13 protein-coding genes are annotated in these 15,407 nt (G+C 70.4%); 9 read left to right on the forward strand and 4 right to left on the reverse strand.

The window, feature by feature from the left end; translation table 11 throughout:
* The first annotated feature begins 302 nt into the window (after positions 1-302).
* Complete coding sequence (locus HPS01S_RS19990) at positions 303-2,201, forward strand: ATP-binding cassette domain-containing protein (protein WP_066160403.1); 1,899 nt, start codon at positions 303-305, stop codon at positions 2,199-2,201.
* A gap of 93 nt (positions 2,202-2,294) precedes the next feature.
* On the opposite strand, the gene HPS01S_RS19995 is transcribed toward HPS01S_RS19990, so the two are convergent.
* Entirely contained in the window at positions 2,295-3,758 is a 1,464-nt protein-coding gene (locus tag HPS01S_RS19995) for an aminotransferase-like domain-containing protein (RefSeq protein WP_066160406.1), read from the reverse strand.
* 122 nt (positions 3,759-3,880) lie between these two features.
* Between HPS01S_RS19995 and HPS01S_RS20000 the strand changes: the two genes are divergently transcribed.
* From HPS01S_RS20000 to HPS01S_RS20030, 7 genes are all read left to right on the forward strand, one after another.
* A complete protein-coding gene (locus tag HPS01S_RS20000; protein ID WP_066160408.1) occupies positions 3,881-4,531 on the forward strand; it encodes a LysE family translocator in 651 nt (216 codons plus the stop codon).
* Entirely contained in the window at positions 4,528-5,490 is a 963-nt protein-coding gene (locus HPS01S_RS20005) for a DMT family transporter (protein ID WP_066160411.1), read from the forward strand. Before HPS01S_RS20000 ends, HPS01S_RS20005 begins: the two co-directional genes overlap by 4 nt.
* A complete protein-coding gene (locus HPS01S_RS20010; RefSeq protein ID WP_066160413.1) occupies positions 5,487-6,662 on the forward strand; it encodes an aminotransferase-like domain-containing protein in 1,176 nt (391 codons plus the stop codon). The genes HPS01S_RS20005 and HPS01S_RS20010 overlap by 4 nt, the downstream gene beginning before the upstream one ends.
* An 88-nt stretch (positions 6,663-6,750) precedes the next feature.
* The gene (locus HPS01S_RS20015) at positions 6,751-7,368 is read left to right on the forward strand and encodes a glutathione S-transferase family protein (RefSeq protein ID WP_066160416.1); all 618 of its coding nucleotides are present in this window, start codon (positions 6,751-6,753) and stop codon (positions 7,366-7,368) included.
* A gap of 15 nt (positions 7,369-7,383) precedes the next feature.
* Positions 7,384-8,259, forward strand: a complete 876-nt coding sequence (locus tag HPS01S_RS20020) for a PhzF family phenazine biosynthesis protein (protein WP_066160419.1) — start codon at positions 7,384-7,386, stop codon at positions 8,257-8,259.
* Positions 8,256-8,960, forward strand: a complete 705-nt coding sequence (locus tag HPS01S_RS20025) for a VOC family protein (RefSeq protein WP_066160424.1) — start codon at positions 8,256-8,258, stop codon at positions 8,958-8,960. The genes HPS01S_RS20020 and HPS01S_RS20025 overlap by 4 nt, the downstream gene beginning before the upstream one ends.
* The gene (locus tag HPS01S_RS20030; RefSeq protein WP_066160429.1) at positions 8,957-9,925 is read left to right on the forward strand and encodes a threonine dehydratase; all 969 of its coding nucleotides are present in this window, start codon (positions 8,957-8,959) and stop codon (positions 9,923-9,925) included. The genes HPS01S_RS20025 and HPS01S_RS20030 overlap by 4 nt, the downstream gene beginning before the upstream one ends.
* Positions 9,926-10,010: 85 nt before the next feature.
* Here HPS01S_RS20030 and HPS01S_RS20035 read toward each other — a convergent pair whose 3' ends face one another.
* Complete coding sequence (locus HPS01S_RS20035) at positions 10,011-12,323, reverse strand: hybrid sensor histidine kinase/response regulator (protein ID WP_066160434.1); 2,313 nt, start codon at positions 12,321-12,323, stop codon at positions 10,011-10,013.
* A gap of 179 nt (positions 12,324-12,502) precedes the next feature.
* Between HPS01S_RS20035 and HPS01S_RS20040 the strand changes: the two genes are divergently transcribed.
* Positions 12,503-13,186: a histidine phosphatase family protein gene (locus HPS01S_RS20040; RefSeq protein ID WP_066160436.1), complete on the forward strand. Its 684-nt coding sequence runs from the start codon at positions 12,503-12,505 to the stop codon at positions 13,184-13,186.
* A gap of 85 nt (positions 13,187-13,271) precedes the next feature.
* Here HPS01S_RS20040 and HPS01S_RS20045 read toward each other — a convergent pair whose 3' ends face one another.
* Both HPS01S_RS20045 and HPS01S_RS20050 read right to left on the reverse strand, forming a co-directional pair.
* Positions 13,272-14,105, reverse strand: coding sequence for a creatininase family protein (locus HPS01S_RS20045; protein WP_066160438.1), 834 nt, complete (start codon positions 14,103-14,105; stop codon positions 13,272-13,274).
* Positions 14,106-14,130: 25 nt separating this feature from the next.
* The gene (locus tag HPS01S_RS20050; RefSeq protein WP_084397580.1) at positions 14,131-15,345 is read right to left on the reverse strand and encodes a class I SAM-dependent methyltransferase; all 1,215 of its coding nucleotides are present in this window, start codon (positions 15,343-15,345) and stop codon (positions 14,131-14,133) included.
* Between the last annotated feature and the right edge of the window lie 62 nt (positions 15,346-15,407).

A 15,407-nucleotide genomic window follows, 5' to 3' on the forward strand; every position in this document is an offset into this window, starting at 1 on the left:
TTTTAGGGTTAACCCCGATATTTTTTGACCGATCGATGCAGCCACTGGCACATCTTCTTCACCAACCTTGCCGACTGCGTCGTGCAGTTCAGTGATCAGCGAAGCCTTGCAGTATACGACAGTTTTTCAGACGTTGTCAAAAGCCGCGAAAAATTCTTGCAGATGAGGTTGGCCAGCAACTTGAGCCAAGGCCTGTCCTGGGCACTCAGGCAGCCCGGCCTATAGGCGCTGACGATAATCCCCTGCCCAGCCCCCACTGCCCCCACTGCCCCCTCTATCCCCCACTGCCCCCCTCTATTTATATGGTGCTCATTACTCTGCAGGATGCCCAACTGGCCTACGGCCATGTGGCCCTGCTCGATCACACCGACTTTGCACTGGAGAGCCAGGAGCGGGTCGGACTCATCGGCCGCAACGGCACAGGCAAGTCGTCCCTCTTGAAGATACTGGGGGGACTGGAGAGGCCCGACGACGGCACTCTGCAGGTGCAAACGGGGCTGCGAGTCGCCTATGTCCCGCAAGAGCCGGATCTGGACCCGTCGGCGTCAGTGTTCGAGGCGGCCAGCCTGGGTCTGGCTGAAGCCCGCCAAGCCAGGGACCTCTACCTCAGCGGCGCGGAAGGACTGGACCTGGACTTGCTCCAGGGCAGGATTGAAGCGCTTGACGCATGGAACTGGGAACAGCGGGTTGAGGAGACGTTGCAAAGGCTCCATCTTGATGGCAACCACACGGTGGGTCAGCTCTCTGGAGGCAACCGCAAGCGGGTGGCACTGGCTCAGGCCCTGGTGAGCCGCCCCGATGTGCTGCTGCTGGACGAACCGACCAACCACCTGGACATGGACAGCATCACCTGGCTGGAGGACCTGTTGCTGGAGTACCGCGGCAGCGTGGTCACCATCAGCCACGACCGCGCCTTTCTCGACCGGGTGGTCACCCGCATGGTCGAGCTGGACCGGGGGCGGCTGCTGAGCTACCCGGGCAACTTCGCCCAGTACCAGGCGCTCAAGGAAGAGCAGCTAGCCCAGGAGGCCGTCATCAACGCACGGGCCGACAAGCTGCTGGCCCAGGAGGAGGTGTGGATCCGAAAGGGCGTGGAAGCCCGCCGCACCCGTGCACAGGGACGCATCACGCGGCTGGAACGCCTGCGCGAGCAGCGCGCCCAGCGGCGCGACGCCGTGGGTCGGGTGCGGCTGGAGGTGGCCAGCGGGGGTGCCAGCGGCAAGATCGTCGCGGAACTGGACCGGGTGTCCAAGTCCTTCCCTTCCGCCGATGGAGGCATCCGCACCGTGGTGCGCGACTTCAGCGCCACCATCCTGCGCGGAGACAAGGTTGGCCTGATCGGCCCCAACGGCGCCGGCAAGACCACGCTGCTCAAGCTGATCCTGGGCGAACTCTCACCCGACAGCGGCACCGTGCGGCAGGGCAGCCAGATCAGCGTGGCCTATTTCGACCAGTTGCGCGACCAGGTGAACCTGGACGCCACGCTGGAGGACTTCATCAGCCCGGGCAGCGAGTGGATCGAGATCGGCAATCGCCGCACCCACGTCAAGAGCTACCTGAACGACTTTCTGTTCTCGCCCGCCCGGGCCAACGCACCGGTGCGCACGCTCTCTGGAGGAGAGCGCAACCGCCTGCTGCTGGCGCGCCTGTTCGCCCGGCCGGCCAACGTGCTGGTGCTGGACGAGCCGACCAACGACCTAGACATCGACACCCTGGAACTGCTGGAAGACCTGCTGCAGCAGTACGAAGGCACGGTGTTCCTGGTCAGCCACGACCGGCGGTTTCTGGACAACGTGGTCACCAGCACCATCGTCAGCGAAGGCGATGGGGTCTGGCGCGAGTATGTCGGCGACGTGGAGGACTGGCTGACCCAGTCGGCGCGTGCGCAGGAGCTGCAGCGCCAGCGCGCACCGGAACCGGCCAAGCCACTGGAGGCAGCCGCACCGGCGCCAGCACCGGCCAGCCCCCCTGCCGCGGGCAAACGCAAGCTCAGCTACAAGGAGCAACGCGAGTTCGATGAGCTGCCCGCGAAGATCAAGGCGCTGGAGGACGAGCAGGCTGCGATCGACAGTGCCCTGGCCGGCGGCCAGCTGTTTGCCACCGATGCCTCCCGGGCGACTCAACTCAGCGCCCGCCATGCGGAAATAGAAGAGGAATGGATGCAGGCCCTGGAGCGCTGGCAGGCGCTGGGCGGCACGTGAGCCCCAAGCGACCGGCCGCTGCCCCTGACCACGCCCGCCGAACCGCACGGGTGGCGCAGGCGGATGGCAGCCCCCAGGCCCTCGCGGCGCTGCTCAGCTCGCCAGCAGGCGCCTGAACACCTTCCAGAACGCCGCGTCCTGGGTGGTCGCGAAGTTGATGCGCATCAGCGTGCTGGGCGCGCGCGCCGCATGGAACAGCGCCCCGGGCGCGATCAGGTAGTCCTCGTCCAGCATGCGCTGGGCCAGCGCCTCGGTGTCCACGCCCGTGTCGACCCAGCCGAACAGGCCCGAAGGCTCGGCCACGAAGCGACAGCCCGCCGCCTGTGCCAGCTTCACGCTGCGACTGCGCGCGGCGTCCAGCCGGGTGCGGATGCGCTCGGCGTGGCGGCGCAGCTGACCGCTCTCGATGCAGTGCGCCAGCGCGCGCTCCAGCAGGCTGGGCGTGGTCAGCGTCGCCAGCAGCTTGGTGTCCAGCAGTCGCTCGGTCAGCTCCGGCGGCGCCACCAGGTAACCCACGCGCCAGTTGGGCGCCAGGATCTTGGCAAAGCCGCTGACGTAGATGGTGTGCCGCAGACCGTCGAGCACGCTCATGCGGGTGGCGTGTTCGGGCGCAATGTGGCTGTAGGTGTCGTCCTCGACGATGTGGAAGTCGTGCTGCTGCGCCAGCTGCAGCACGCGGTGCGCGCTGGCGGGCGAGAGGCAGTAGCCCGTGGGGTTGTGCAGCACGCTGACGCTCACGAACAGCTTGGGTGCGTGTGCCTCGCAGTAGCGCGCCATCACCGCCAGGTCGGGGCCGGCGGGTCCGCGCGGCACCGGCAGGATGCGCATGCCCAGGGCGTCCAGGCGCGCGAACTCCACCGCCCAGCCGGGCTCCTCCACCATCACCGCGTCGCCCGGCTTGAGCAGGGTGCGGCTGACGATGTCCAGCGCGTGCGTGGCCCCCACGGTGGTGATGATCTGCGTCGGGTCGGCCGGCAGGCCCAAGCCCTGCAGCCGCGCCGCCAGCACGCGGCGCAGATGGCCGTCGCCCATGGGCTCGCCGTAGCGCAGCGAGCTCTCGGCCAGGGCCTTCTGGCCGCTGACCTTGCGCACCGCGGCGGGCATGAAGCTCGATTCGAGCCACTCGGGCGGCAGCACCCCCATGCCGGGCTGGGGCAGGCTGCCGCTGGGGTGGAACATGCCGCGGATCAGCGTGGCGGCCGACAGCGGCGCGGCCCTGCGCAGTGCGGCGGGCGCTGCGGCCGGCGCCGCCGCATCGGCGTCGCGCAGCGGCGCCCGCTCGCGCACGAAGAAGCCCCGGTGGAGCCGCGCCTCCACCAGGCCCTGGGCCAGCAGCAGGTCGTACGCCGCCACCACGGTGGACGGGTTCAGGCCGTGCTGGGCCGCGCACTGGCGCACGCTGGGCAGGCGCGCGCCCGGGGCCAGCAGGCGGTCGCGGATGCGGGCGGCAAAACGTTCGGCCAGCTGTTCGGTGAGCGTCTGGGCAGCGGTCCGGGTCAGCGCCGCAACCGCCGTGGCGTCCGGCGCGGTGTCTCTGGAATCCTTGCTATGGAACATGCGGTGTATGGCCCTCATGAACCACACAGATTCATTCCGTGACCCGGCCATCTGTATGGTTTGTGTATGGCCCACAAGGATAAAGTGCATTGCATGTCCCCACAAGTCCTCTCGGTGCAGCCATGACCGCCAGCGAGTTCAGCGCCCTGCTGGTGCTGGCCACGGCCACCAGCTTCACGCCCGGCCCCAACACCACGCTGTCCACGGCGCTGGCAGCCAACGGCGGCCTGCCGCGCGCGCTGCGCTTCATCGCCGCGGTGCCGGTGGGCTGGGGCCTGCTGTTCACTTTGTGCGCGGCCGGCGTCGGCTCGCTCGTGGTGGCGGTGCCGGCGCTGCGCTGGGCCATCCTGGTGGGTGGCACGGTTTACCTGCTGTGGCTGGCGCGGCGGCTGTGGGGCAGCCGCTCGCTGAGCACGGTGGACAGCTCGCGGCTGAACGTGGGCTTCTGGCAGGGCGTGGGCCTGCAGTTCCTCAACATCAAGGCCTGGATGCTGGCACTGTCCATCGTCGCGGGCTGGATCGCCGGCCAGGCCGACGCCCCCCAGCGCTTCGTCTCGGTGCTGCCGGTGCTGCTGGCCTTCGCCTTCGTCAGCAACCTCAGCTACGCGCTCGTCGGCTCGCTGCTGCGGCACTGGCTGGCCGGGCCGGTGGTGAACGGCCAGCCCAGCGGCGCGCGCCTGCTGGTGTTCAACCGGCTGATGGCGCTGGCGCTGGTGCTCACCGCCGCCTGGATGCTGCTGGGTGGCGCGGGACTTCAAGGCAACGCAATATGAACCACAGCACGGCACTGCCTTCTGCCCGCATGAGCGACGCCACCCTCGGCCTCTGGCTGGGCCTGGTCGGCGTGGTGGTGTTCGCGCTCACCCTGCCGATGACGCGCCTGGCCACCGGCACCGCCGACGCGCCTCAGCTCTCGCCCTGGTTCGTGACCTGGGCACGTGCCGCGCTGGCGGGCGGCCTGTCGGCCGTCTACCTGCTGGCCACGCGTTCGCGCCTGCCGACGGCGGCCGAACGCGGGCCGCTGCTGCTCTCGCTGGCGGGCAACGCCATCGGCTACCCGCTGCTGCTGGGCTGGGCGCTGCGCCACGTGACGGCCAGCCACGCCGCCGTCATCACCGCCCTGCTGCCGCTGGCCACCGCCGCGGTGGCGGCCTGGCTGATGCACCAACGCGCGCGGCTGGGTTTCTGGCTGTTTGCGGTGCTGGGCAGCGCGCTGGTGGCGGCCTACAGCCTGATCCGCGCCGCGCAGGCCGGTCACGGCTTCGGACTCACCTGGGCCGATGCGCTGCTGGTCGGCGCGGTGGCGGCCGCGGCACTGGGCTATGTGGGCGGCGCCAAGGTGACGCCCACGCTGGGCGCCGAGCGCGTGATCAGCTGGGTCTGCGTGATGGCCCTGCCGCTGACGGTGCCGGGCGCGCTGCTGACCTGGCCCGAACAGCCGATCGCCCTGTCGGCCTGGCTGGCGCTGGGTTATGTGGGCGTGTTTTCCATGTGGGCCGGCTTCTTCGCCTGGTTCCGCGGCCTGGCCCTGGGCGGCGCGCTGCGCGTGAGCCAGACCCAGCTGCTGCAACCCTTCGTCAGCATCCTGGCGGCCGTGCCACTGCTGGGAGAATCGCTGGACGCCATCACGCTGGGCTTTGCCCTGGCCGTGGTCGCCACCGTCTTCATGGGCCGGCGCATGGCCGCCCCCATACCCCGACAACCACCATCCCACCCGGAGAACCGCCCATGAGCGCCCACTGGACCCTCGCAAAACGCGCCCACAAGATGAACCCCTCGGTGATCCGCGAAATCCTCAAGGTCACCGAGAAGCCCGGCATCATCAGCTTTGCCGGCGGCCTGCCCTCGCCCAGGACCTTCCCGGTCCAGGCCTTCGCCTCCGCCTGCGACGCCGTGCTGAAAACCGACGGCGCCGCCGCGCTGCAGTACGCCGCCAGCGAGGGCCTGCCGGCTCTGCGCGAGTGGATCGCCGGCCAGCTGCCCTGGGACGTGAGCCCGGACCAGGTGCTCATCACCACCGGCAGCCAGCAGGGCCTGGACCTGGTGGCCAAGGTGCTGATCGACGAGGGCAGCACGGTGCTGGTCGAGACGCCCACCTACCTGGGCGCGCTGCAGGCCTTCACGCCGATGGAGCCCAAGATCGTCAGTGTGGACAGCGACGACGAGGGCATTGATGTGGCCGACCTGGCGAAGAAGGCGCCGGGCGCGCGCTTCCTCTACGTGCTGCCCAACTTCCAGAACCCCACCGGCCGCACCATGAGCGAGGCGCGCCGCCAGGCCCTGGTGGACGCCGCACAGGCCGCAGGCCTGCCGGTCATCGAAGACAACCCCTACGGCGACCTGTGGTTCGACCAGCCGCCGCCCAAGCCACTGACCGCGCGCAACCCCGAAGGCTGCATCTACCTGGGCTCGTTCTCCAAGGTGCTGGCCCCCGGCCTGCGCCTGGGCTACGTGGTGGCGCCCAAGGCCATCATGCCCAAGCTGCTGCAGGCCAAGCAGGCGGCCGACCTGCACAGCCCCACCTTCAACCAGCGCATGGTGGCCGAAGTGCTCAAGGACGGCTTCATCGACCGCCACGTGCCCACCATCCGCGCGCTCTACAAGCACCAGTGCGAGGTGATGCTGGACGCCCTGAAGAAGGACATGGCCGGGCTGGACGTGCAGTGGAACTCGCCCGTGGGCGGCATGTTCCTCTGGGCGCGGCTGCCCGAAGGTGTGGACGCGGTGGACCTGCTGCCCAAGGCCGTGGACAAGGGCGTGGCCTTCGTGCCCGGCGCCGCGTTCTACGCCGACCAGGGCGACCCGCGCACCATGCGCCTGTCCTTCGTGACGGCGAGCGAGGAGCAGATCCGCATCGGCATCCAGGCGCTGGCCGACGCCATCCGCGAAGCCGTCAAGGGCTGAAATGACCCCCACGCTCGCCACTTCGTGTGCTTCGCTGCCCCCCGAGGGGGCGTCAGTCGCCTTGGGGCGGCCCGGCGGAGACTGAGACATGCTGCGCATCTGGGGCCGGCTGAGTTCGATCAATGTGCGCAAGGTGGTGCTGTGCGCCCAGGTACTGGGCGTGCCATTCGAGCGCATCGATGCGGGGCTGAGCTACGGCGTGGTGAACACGCCGGACTACCGCGCCAAGAACCCCAACGGCCTGGTGCCGCTGCTGGAAGATGGTGACTTCACGCTCTGGGAATCGAACGCCATCGTGCGCTACCTGTGCGCCCGTGAGGCTTCGCCGCTCTACCCTCAGGACCTGCAGCGCCGCGCCGACGCCGAGCGCTGGATGGACTGGCAGCAGACCACGCTCAACCCGGCCGGCAGCCCCGGCTTCAAGCAGCTGATCCGCACGCCCGAGGCGCAGCGCGACCCGGCCGTGGTCGCCGCTTCGGTGGCGGCCACCGAACCGCTGTTCGCGCAACTCGACGAGCACCTGGCGCGCCAGCCCTTCATGGCCGGCGACGCGCTGACCATGGCCGACATCCCCATCGCCTGCGAGGTGCACCGCTGGTGGGGCCTGCCGCTGCCGCGCCCGGCCTGGCCGCACCTGGAGCGCTGGTACGCGCAGTGGCTGGCGCTGCCCGCCAGCCGCGGCGTGCTCGACCTGCCCCTGTCCTGATCCCGGAGAGCCTTCATGCAGCAACGCCCGTTCAAACAAGTCGACGTCTTCACCACCACGCCCTACCGCGGCAACCCGCTGGCCGTGGTGCTGGACGGCAGCGGCCTGTCGACCGAGCAGATGCAGCACTTCACGAACTGGACCAACCTGTCGGAGTGCACCTTCCTGCTGCCGCCCACGCCCGAAGGGGCCGCCGCCGGCGCCGACTACCGCGTGCGCATCTTCTGTCCGGGCCGTGAACTGCCGTTTGCCGGCCACCCCACGCTGGGCAGCTGCCACGCCTGGCTGGAAGCGGGCGGTGTGCCGCGCGGCGAGCACGTGGTGCAGGAATGTGGGGTGGGGCTGGTGAAGCTGCGCCGCGACGGAAACCGTCTGGCGTTTGCCGCACCGCCGCTGATCAAGAGCGGCCCGCTGGACGAGGCCGACGTGACGCTCATCGCCCGCGGCCTGGGCGTGGCGCGCGAGGACATCACCGCGCACGCCTGGTGTGACAACGGCCCCAACTGGCGCGGCGTGATGCTGCGCAGCGCCGAGCAGGTCCTGGCGCTCAAACCCGACACCACCGTGCTGGCCGGGCTGGACATCGGCGTCGTAGGCCCGCGCGGCAAGGTCGGCGTGGTCGGCCCGCAGGACGCGGGTGACACGCAGTTCGAGGTGCGCGCCTTCTTCCCGGGCAACAACGGCCTGGCCGAAGACCCGGTGACCGGCAGCCTGAACGCGGCCCTGGCGCAGTGGCTGATCGGCGCCGGCCTGGCGCCGGATCGCTACGTGGCGGCCCAGGGCACGGCGCTGGCGCGCGAAGGCCGCGTGCACATCGAACGCGCCGCGGACGGCACGGTCTGGGTCGGCGGCGCCAGCGTCACCTGCATCGCCGGCACGGTGCAGCTGTGAACCAGGCCAGCAGGGCCGGCATCGACCACCTGGTGGTGGCCGCGCCGTCGCTGGCCGAGGGCGTGGCCTGGTGCGAAGCGACGCTGGGCTTGACGCCCGGACCCGGCGGCGCCCACGCGCTGTTCGGCACGCACAACCGGCTGCTGCGCCTGCACAGCACGGTGCACCCCAAGGCCTATCTCGAAATCATCGCCATCGATCCGGCGGCCACACCCACCCGGCCGCCCCCGCTGCGGCGCTGGTTCGACCTCGACGACCCGGCCCTGCGCGAGCGCCTGCGGCGCGAGGGGCCGCAGCTGATCCACTGGGTGGCCAGCGTGCCCGACATCGATGCCGCCTGTGCGCGGCTGCGCGCCCTGGGCATCGAGCGCGGCCCCGTCATCGACGCCTCGCGCCCCACGCCGCAGGGCCTGCTGCGCTGGCGCATCACCGTGCGCGACGACGGCCAGCGCCTGTTCGGCGGTGCGCTGCCCACGCTGATCCAGTGGGGCGACACGCACCCGGCCGACGGCATGACCGGTGCCGACCTGGGGCTGCAGGGTCTGACGCTGCAGCACCCCGACGCCGGGCGCCTGACCGCTGCACTGACTGCCATCGGGCTGGACGGCGTGGCCGTGCACACTGGCCCGGCCGGTCTGCGGGCCGACCTCACCACCGCCGATGGCCAACCCCTGGTCCTGAACCCGAGCACACCCGCATGAACCTGCCCACCCTCACCGACATCGAAGCCGCCGCCCAGGTGGTCTACCGCAGCTTACCGCCCACGCCGCAATACCGCTGGGGCCTGCTGAGCGAACGGCTGGACACCGGCTGCTGGCTCAAGCACGAGAACCACACACCGGTGGGCGCGTTCAAGATCCGGGGCGGACTGACCTACTTCGACCAGCTGCAACAGCGCGGCGAACGGCCGCGCGAAGTGATCAGCGCCACGCGCGGCAACCATGGCCAGAGCATCGGCTGGGCGGCGCGCGAACATGGTGTGGCCTGCACCATCGTCGTGCCGCACGGCAACTCGGTGGAGAAGAACGCGGCCATGCGCGCGCTGGGCGTGCAGCTGGTCGAACACGGCAGCGACTTCCAGGAAAGCCGCGAGCACGCCATGCGGCTGGCGGCCGAGCGCGGCGCGCACATGGTGCCCAGCTTCCACCGCGACCTGCTGCGCGGCGTGAGCACCTACTGGTGGGAATTCTTCAAGGCCGTGCCGCAGCTCGACGTGGTCTATGTGCCCATCGGCCAGGGCTCGGGCGCGTGTTCGGCCATTGCGGCGAAACAGGCGCTGGGCCACCGCGCGCGCATCGTCGGCGTGGTCAGCGCGCACGCCACCACCTACGCCGACTCGATCGCGGCCGGCCGGGTAGTGGAAGCGCCGGTGACGACGCAGCTGGCCGACGGCATGGCCTGCCGCGTGGCCGACGCCGAGGCGCTGGCGATCCTCGCGCCGGCGCTGGACCACATCGTGCAGGTGACGGACGACGAAGTGGCCCAGGCCATGCGCGCGGTCTTCGCCGACACCCACAACGTCGCCGAAGGCGCGGGCGCCGCCGCGCTGGCCGCGGCCCTGCAGGAAAAAGAAACGCTGAGCGGCCTGAACGTCGGCCTCAGCCTCAGCGGCGGCAACGTGGACAGCACCACCTTCGCCAAGGTCCTGTCCGGCGCACGTGCCTGATACCAGGATGCGGTGGAACCGGCTCCGCCGGGCCACTCGCATCGCCCCCTGGAGGGGGTGACGCCGCAGGCGGCGCGGGGGTGGGTCAGTTTTTTGGGGACACGAGCCGTGCCACAACCTCGCAGAAGGCCTCCACCGCGTCGGTCTTGAACACCACCTCGGTCACGCCAGCCGCCGCCGCTTCGGCCTGCAACTCGTCGCTGATGTAGCCCGATGCCACGGCCACCGGCAGTTCCGGATTGATGGCCAGCACCTCGCGCGCCACATCGACGCCCGACATGCCCGGCATGTTGTAGTCCGTCATCAGCAGCTGGAAGCCCTGCGGCTGGGCCCGCACCGCGTCGATCGCCTCCTGCTGGTCGCAGACCGCCGTGACCTTGTAGCCCCGGCGCTCCAGCAGCCGGCGCACCAGGAACACCAAGGTGTCGTCGTCGTCCAGGTAGAGGATGTGTGCAGGTGCGGCGCTGGGGTCGTCGGACATGGCTGGAGGCTCCACTGAAAAGGGTGCGGGCGGAGACGGCTCGCCGCCGGGGATGGGAGCCATTGTGCCGCCATCCGCGAAGACCACTTCCGGTACCGATTCGGGGGCCGGCGGCTTGTCGGCGGTGGCCGGGAAATACAGGGTAAAGGTGGAGCCCTCGCCCGCCCGGCTCTCGACCGTGATCGCACCGCCGTGGGCCTCGACAATGCCCAGCACCATCGGCAGCCCCAGCCCCGTGCCCTGGCCCACGCGCTTGGTGGTGAAGAAGGGCTCGAAGATGCGCGCGCGCGTGGCGTCGTCCATGCCGCAGCCGTTGTCGCTCACGGCGATGCGGACCGCACCCAAGCCGCTGCGCCGGCACGGCTCCAGCAAAGCTGGCGGCAGCGCCGGGTCGTCCGGCCCGACGGTGTCGATGCGGAACCCGATCCGGCCCGGCTGCCCTTGCAGCGCATGCACCGCGTTGGTCCCCAGGTTGAGCAGCACCTGCCCCAGCCGGGTCGCGTCGGCGAGGATGGCCGGGCCATTCGGCGCCACCTCCTTGACCAGCTGGACGTTGGAGCCGATGGCGGTGCGCAGCAGGCTGCAGGTTTCGGTGACGATGGCGTCGGGACAGACCGGTGTGCGCGCCAGCGGCTGCTGGCGGCTGAAAGCCAGGATCTGGCGCACCAGTTCGCGCCCGCGCCGCGCCGCACTGCTGATTTCGTGCAGGCTCTGCCGCGCCGGATGGCCCGTTGGTAGATCCTGGCGTGCCAGGTCGGCGTTGCCCAGGATGGCGGCCAGGATGTTGTTGAAGTCGTGCGCCACGCCACCGGCCAGCGTGCCCAGCGCCTCCATCTTCTGCGACTGCGCCAGCTGCTGCTCCAGGGCCCGCTGCTGCTGCTGCATCTGGCGCAGCGCCGTGATGTCGACGAAGGTGAAGACCACGTGGCGCAGGCCGCCCAGCACGTCGTTCTCCGGGTAGGCGTTGCACAGCGCCCAGCGGATTTCGCCTGCGATGTGGATGCCCACCACCACATCAGACACGGGCTGCCCGGTCGCCAGCACGCGCTCGAACGGCATTTCGTGTCGTGGCAGTCGCTGCCCGTCGGGGCCCAGCAGGGGCCAGACACCGGTCGCAGGCGGTTGCCCGCCCTCCGGCCAGTCCAGGAAGCGACGGGTCGCGGCATTGATCCGGGCCACGGACCGATCAGGTCTCAGCACCAGCACCCCGGCGCCCAGGTTGTCGACCAGCGCACGCGACTCGGCATCCCGTTCGGCTATGGTCTGCCGGGCACTCTGCGCCTCCTGACGCATGCGCAGCGACACCAGCGCGCCGTAGATCATCACGCGCACCAGCTTGGTCATCAGAAACAGCATGAGGAATGTCGGCCCCACCTGGTCGAGCGGACTCAGGTGGGCGGCCATCCACACCAGCATGGACACCAGCACCAGGGCCTCGAAGGCGGAGAGCGCCGTCAGCGCCCGGAACTCCGGTGGCGCCCGCCGCAGCCCCACGCGCACCAGGTCGCGCAGCGACAGCAGGCTCAGCATCAGGCCGGACCCGACGTAGAGCATCTGCAGCAAGGCCGCCGGCTGCGGGCGGAAGGATGCGGCCAGCAGCGCGACCAGCAGCCCCGCGGAAGACACGCCGACGAACTTCAGCGGGAGATCCCAGCGCAGGTAGCTGCGCAGACCGACCCAGGCGAAAGCGTTGGCAACGAACATCAGCAGCCCTGCCATCGCGCCCATCTGGGGCGACATGCCACCGGCGCGCGCCATCAGCGCCAGCGAGCCTGCAATCGACACCACCGAGCCCAGGGACCACCAGCCCGGGCCGCCCATGGCCGGGTAGCGCCGCATGAGCGCCCAGAACGCAAACGCGATCAGCACCTCCAGCAGGAGACGCATCAGCAGCAGGGTTGCGAGATCAGGCGTCATGCGCCGGGTCGGAAACTGGCATCGGCCCATTGGATCACGGCGCCGCACGGCCGGGTCCGGTCAAAACGCACAAAAAAGGCCGCCATTTAAGGGTTGTGCCGACCGGCGTGGCGCCTGCGCGACCCGCAGTCGCTGCGGGGACAAAGTCCGGGAGCGGGCTGCGCCCAGAATCCCGCCCCATGGGAACCCTCTACCTCGTGCGCCACGGCCAGGCCTCCTTCGGAGCCGCCGACTACGACCAGCTCAGCGACCTGGGCCAGCGCCAGAGCGAGCGCCTGGGCCGCTACTGGGCCGAACGCGGGCTGCGCTTCGATGCGGTCATCACCGGCACGCTGCGCCGCCACGCCCAGACCTGGGCCGGCATCGCGCGCGGCGCCGGGCTCGACTTGCCGCCGACCGAATGGCCGGGGCTCAACGAGTACGACAGCGGCGCGGTGATCCGCGCCATCCTGCCGCGCGGACAGGACCAGGCGCTGGGCGACCCGCACAGCCCCGAGGGCTACAAGGCACATTTCCGGCTGCTGCGCGACGGCCTGCGCCAGTGGATGGCCGGCACCATCAGCCCCGAGGGCATGCCCGCCTACACCGATTTCGTGCACGGCGTCACCAGCGCGCTGGAGCATGTGCGCGCGCACCACGCGGGGCAGAACGTGCTGCTGGTCTCCAGCGGCGGACCGATTGCCACGGCGGTGGGCCATGTGCTGGGCCTGAGCCCGGACGCCACCATCGACCTGAACATGCGCATCCGCAACAGCGCGGTGACCGAGTTCCAGTTCAACCCCAAGCGCCACCACCTGCTGACCTACAACACGCTGCCGCACCTGGACAGCCTGGCCTACAAGGACTGGATTTCCTACGCCTGATCAGACGGGCCGGCCGCCGGGCCGCCCCAAGGCCGGCCCAGCCCACTCGGGGGCAGCGACCCGCACAGCGGCGGAGCGTGGGGGCTCAGTTGAACGCGGTCTGCTCGCGCAGGGTGTCGGGCGGCAGCTGGTCGATCTCCGCCAGCGCCTGGGCCAGCGCCCGGCCGGCCGCGTCCAGCAGCGCGCGCCCCTTCTCGGCCGTGGCCGCCGCCGCATTGCCCACGGCGCCCTGCGGGTTGTAGTCCTGCATCATCCAGCCGAGCTTGGCGCTGCGGCCGTTGCCCAGCGTGGCGAACCGCTCGGCCCGGTCCTGGGAGGTTGAACGAAAGTACTCGGCCTTGTCCATGCGCACGCGCTGCGGGTGCAGCGCCAGCATCATCGAGGTCTCGATCTCGCCGGCGTGGATGCCGAAGCGATGTTCGTCGGCGCTGAACAGTGCATTCACGTCGTTCCCGGCCGAGTCGCGCAGCGGCAGGTTGAACCAGCTGATGCTGTAGACCAGCATGCCCAGCCGCGCGCGCAGGTCGCGCGCCACCAGGTCCAGCGCGCCCACCTGGCCACCGTGGCTGTTGAGCAGCACCAACTTCTTCACGCCGCTGGCGGCCACGGCCTCGCCGATCTCGGTCCAGACGCGCACCAGGGTGTCGGCCTTGAGTGTCAGCGTGCCGGCAAAGCGCGTGTGTTCGGGCGAGAAGCCGATGGCCTGGGTCGGCAGGAACAGCGCCGGCAGATCGGCCGGCAGGTGCGGCAGCGCCGCCGCCACCACGCCGTCCACGATGTCCGTGTCCACCGACAGCGGCAGGTGCGGCCCGTGCTGCTCGGTGGCGGCCACCGGCAGCACCGCGATGGCGCGCTCGCGGTTCAGCGCGGCGAAGTCGGCGGTGGACAGGTCGGACCAGTGGCGGATCGGGGCGTTCATGTGCCGGAGTGTAGGCCCGCGGATTTCAGGGGTACATCCAGCGCCGCGACCAGGGCAGGCCCTGCGCCGACTGGCCCGCCGGCCGGCACAGCACCTGGTAGAGCGCCACCTCGTCGTGCTCGAAGGCCCAGGCGCAGCCGGCCAGGTAGATGCGCCAGATGCGCCAGCGCGTCTCGTCCACCAGCGGCCGGACCTGCGCCGCGTGCGCTTCGAAGGCCTCGCTCCACAGCTGCGTGGTGCGCTGGTAGTGGCGGCGCAGGTTCTCCACGTCCAGCGCCTCCAGCCCGCCTTCCTGCAGGGTGCGCAGCACGGTGCCGATGTGCGGCAGCTCGCCGCGCGGGAACACGTAGCGGTGGATGAACTGGCCGCCGCCGTGACGCGTCTCGCCATCGTGCGCGTCGGTGCTGGTGATGCCGTGGTTCATGGCCCAGCCGTCGGGTTTGAGCAGTTCGCGGATGCGGCCGAAGTACGCCGCCAGGTGGTCCAGCCCCACGTGTTCGAACATGCCCACGCTGGTGATGCGGTCGAACGGGCCGTCGGCCACGTCGCGGTAGTCCTGCAGCCGGATCTCGACCCGGTCCTGCAGCCCGGCGGCGCGCACCCGCTCGGTGGCCAGGTCGAACTGGTTCTGCGACAGCGTCACGCCCACACAGCGCGCGCCGAAGCGCTGCGCCGCCCGCAGCACCAGCGCACCCCAGCCGCAGCCGATGTCCAGCAGGCGCTGGCCCGGCTGCAACCGGATCTTGCGCAGGATGTGGTCGATCTTCTTCTCCTGCGCCTGCTCCAGCGTCTCGTCGCCCTGCTCGAAGTAGGCGCACGAATAGACCATGCCCTCGCCCAGCCAGGGGCGGTAGAAGTCGTTGGACACGTCGTAGTGGTACTGGATCGCCTCGCTGTCGCTCTCGCGCGTGTGGCCGAAGCGGCGGCGGATGCGGCCGAGCAGGCCGGTGGTGGGCTGGGCGCTGGCCGCCAGCCCATGGGCCACCTCGACAATGTCTGACAAGCGCCCGTCCACGTCGACCAGGCCTTCGACATAGGCCTGGCCCAGAGTGTCCAGCCCGGGTTCGATCAGCAGCGGCCAGGCCGCCGCCCCGCGCACCCGGACCTCGACCGTCGGCGCCTCGCCCAGCGCGACCGCCGACGCACCGTCCGCCCCCCAGCGCAGGCGCACCGGCACGTTGGCCTCGCGCCGCACCCGCTCGGCCCAGCTCTGCAGTGCCCGCTCCATCATCGAACCCATGGCGCATCTCCCGTGAGAACAACGCCCGGGTTGTAACATTTGCCGGCCGCTGCCGCACCCCT

The organism is Hydrogenophaga pseudoflava NBRC 102511 (genome assembly GCF_001592285.1).
Lineage (GTDB): Bacteria > Pseudomonadota > Gammaproteobacteria > Burkholderiales > Burkholderiaceae_C > Hydrogenophaga > Hydrogenophaga pseudoflava.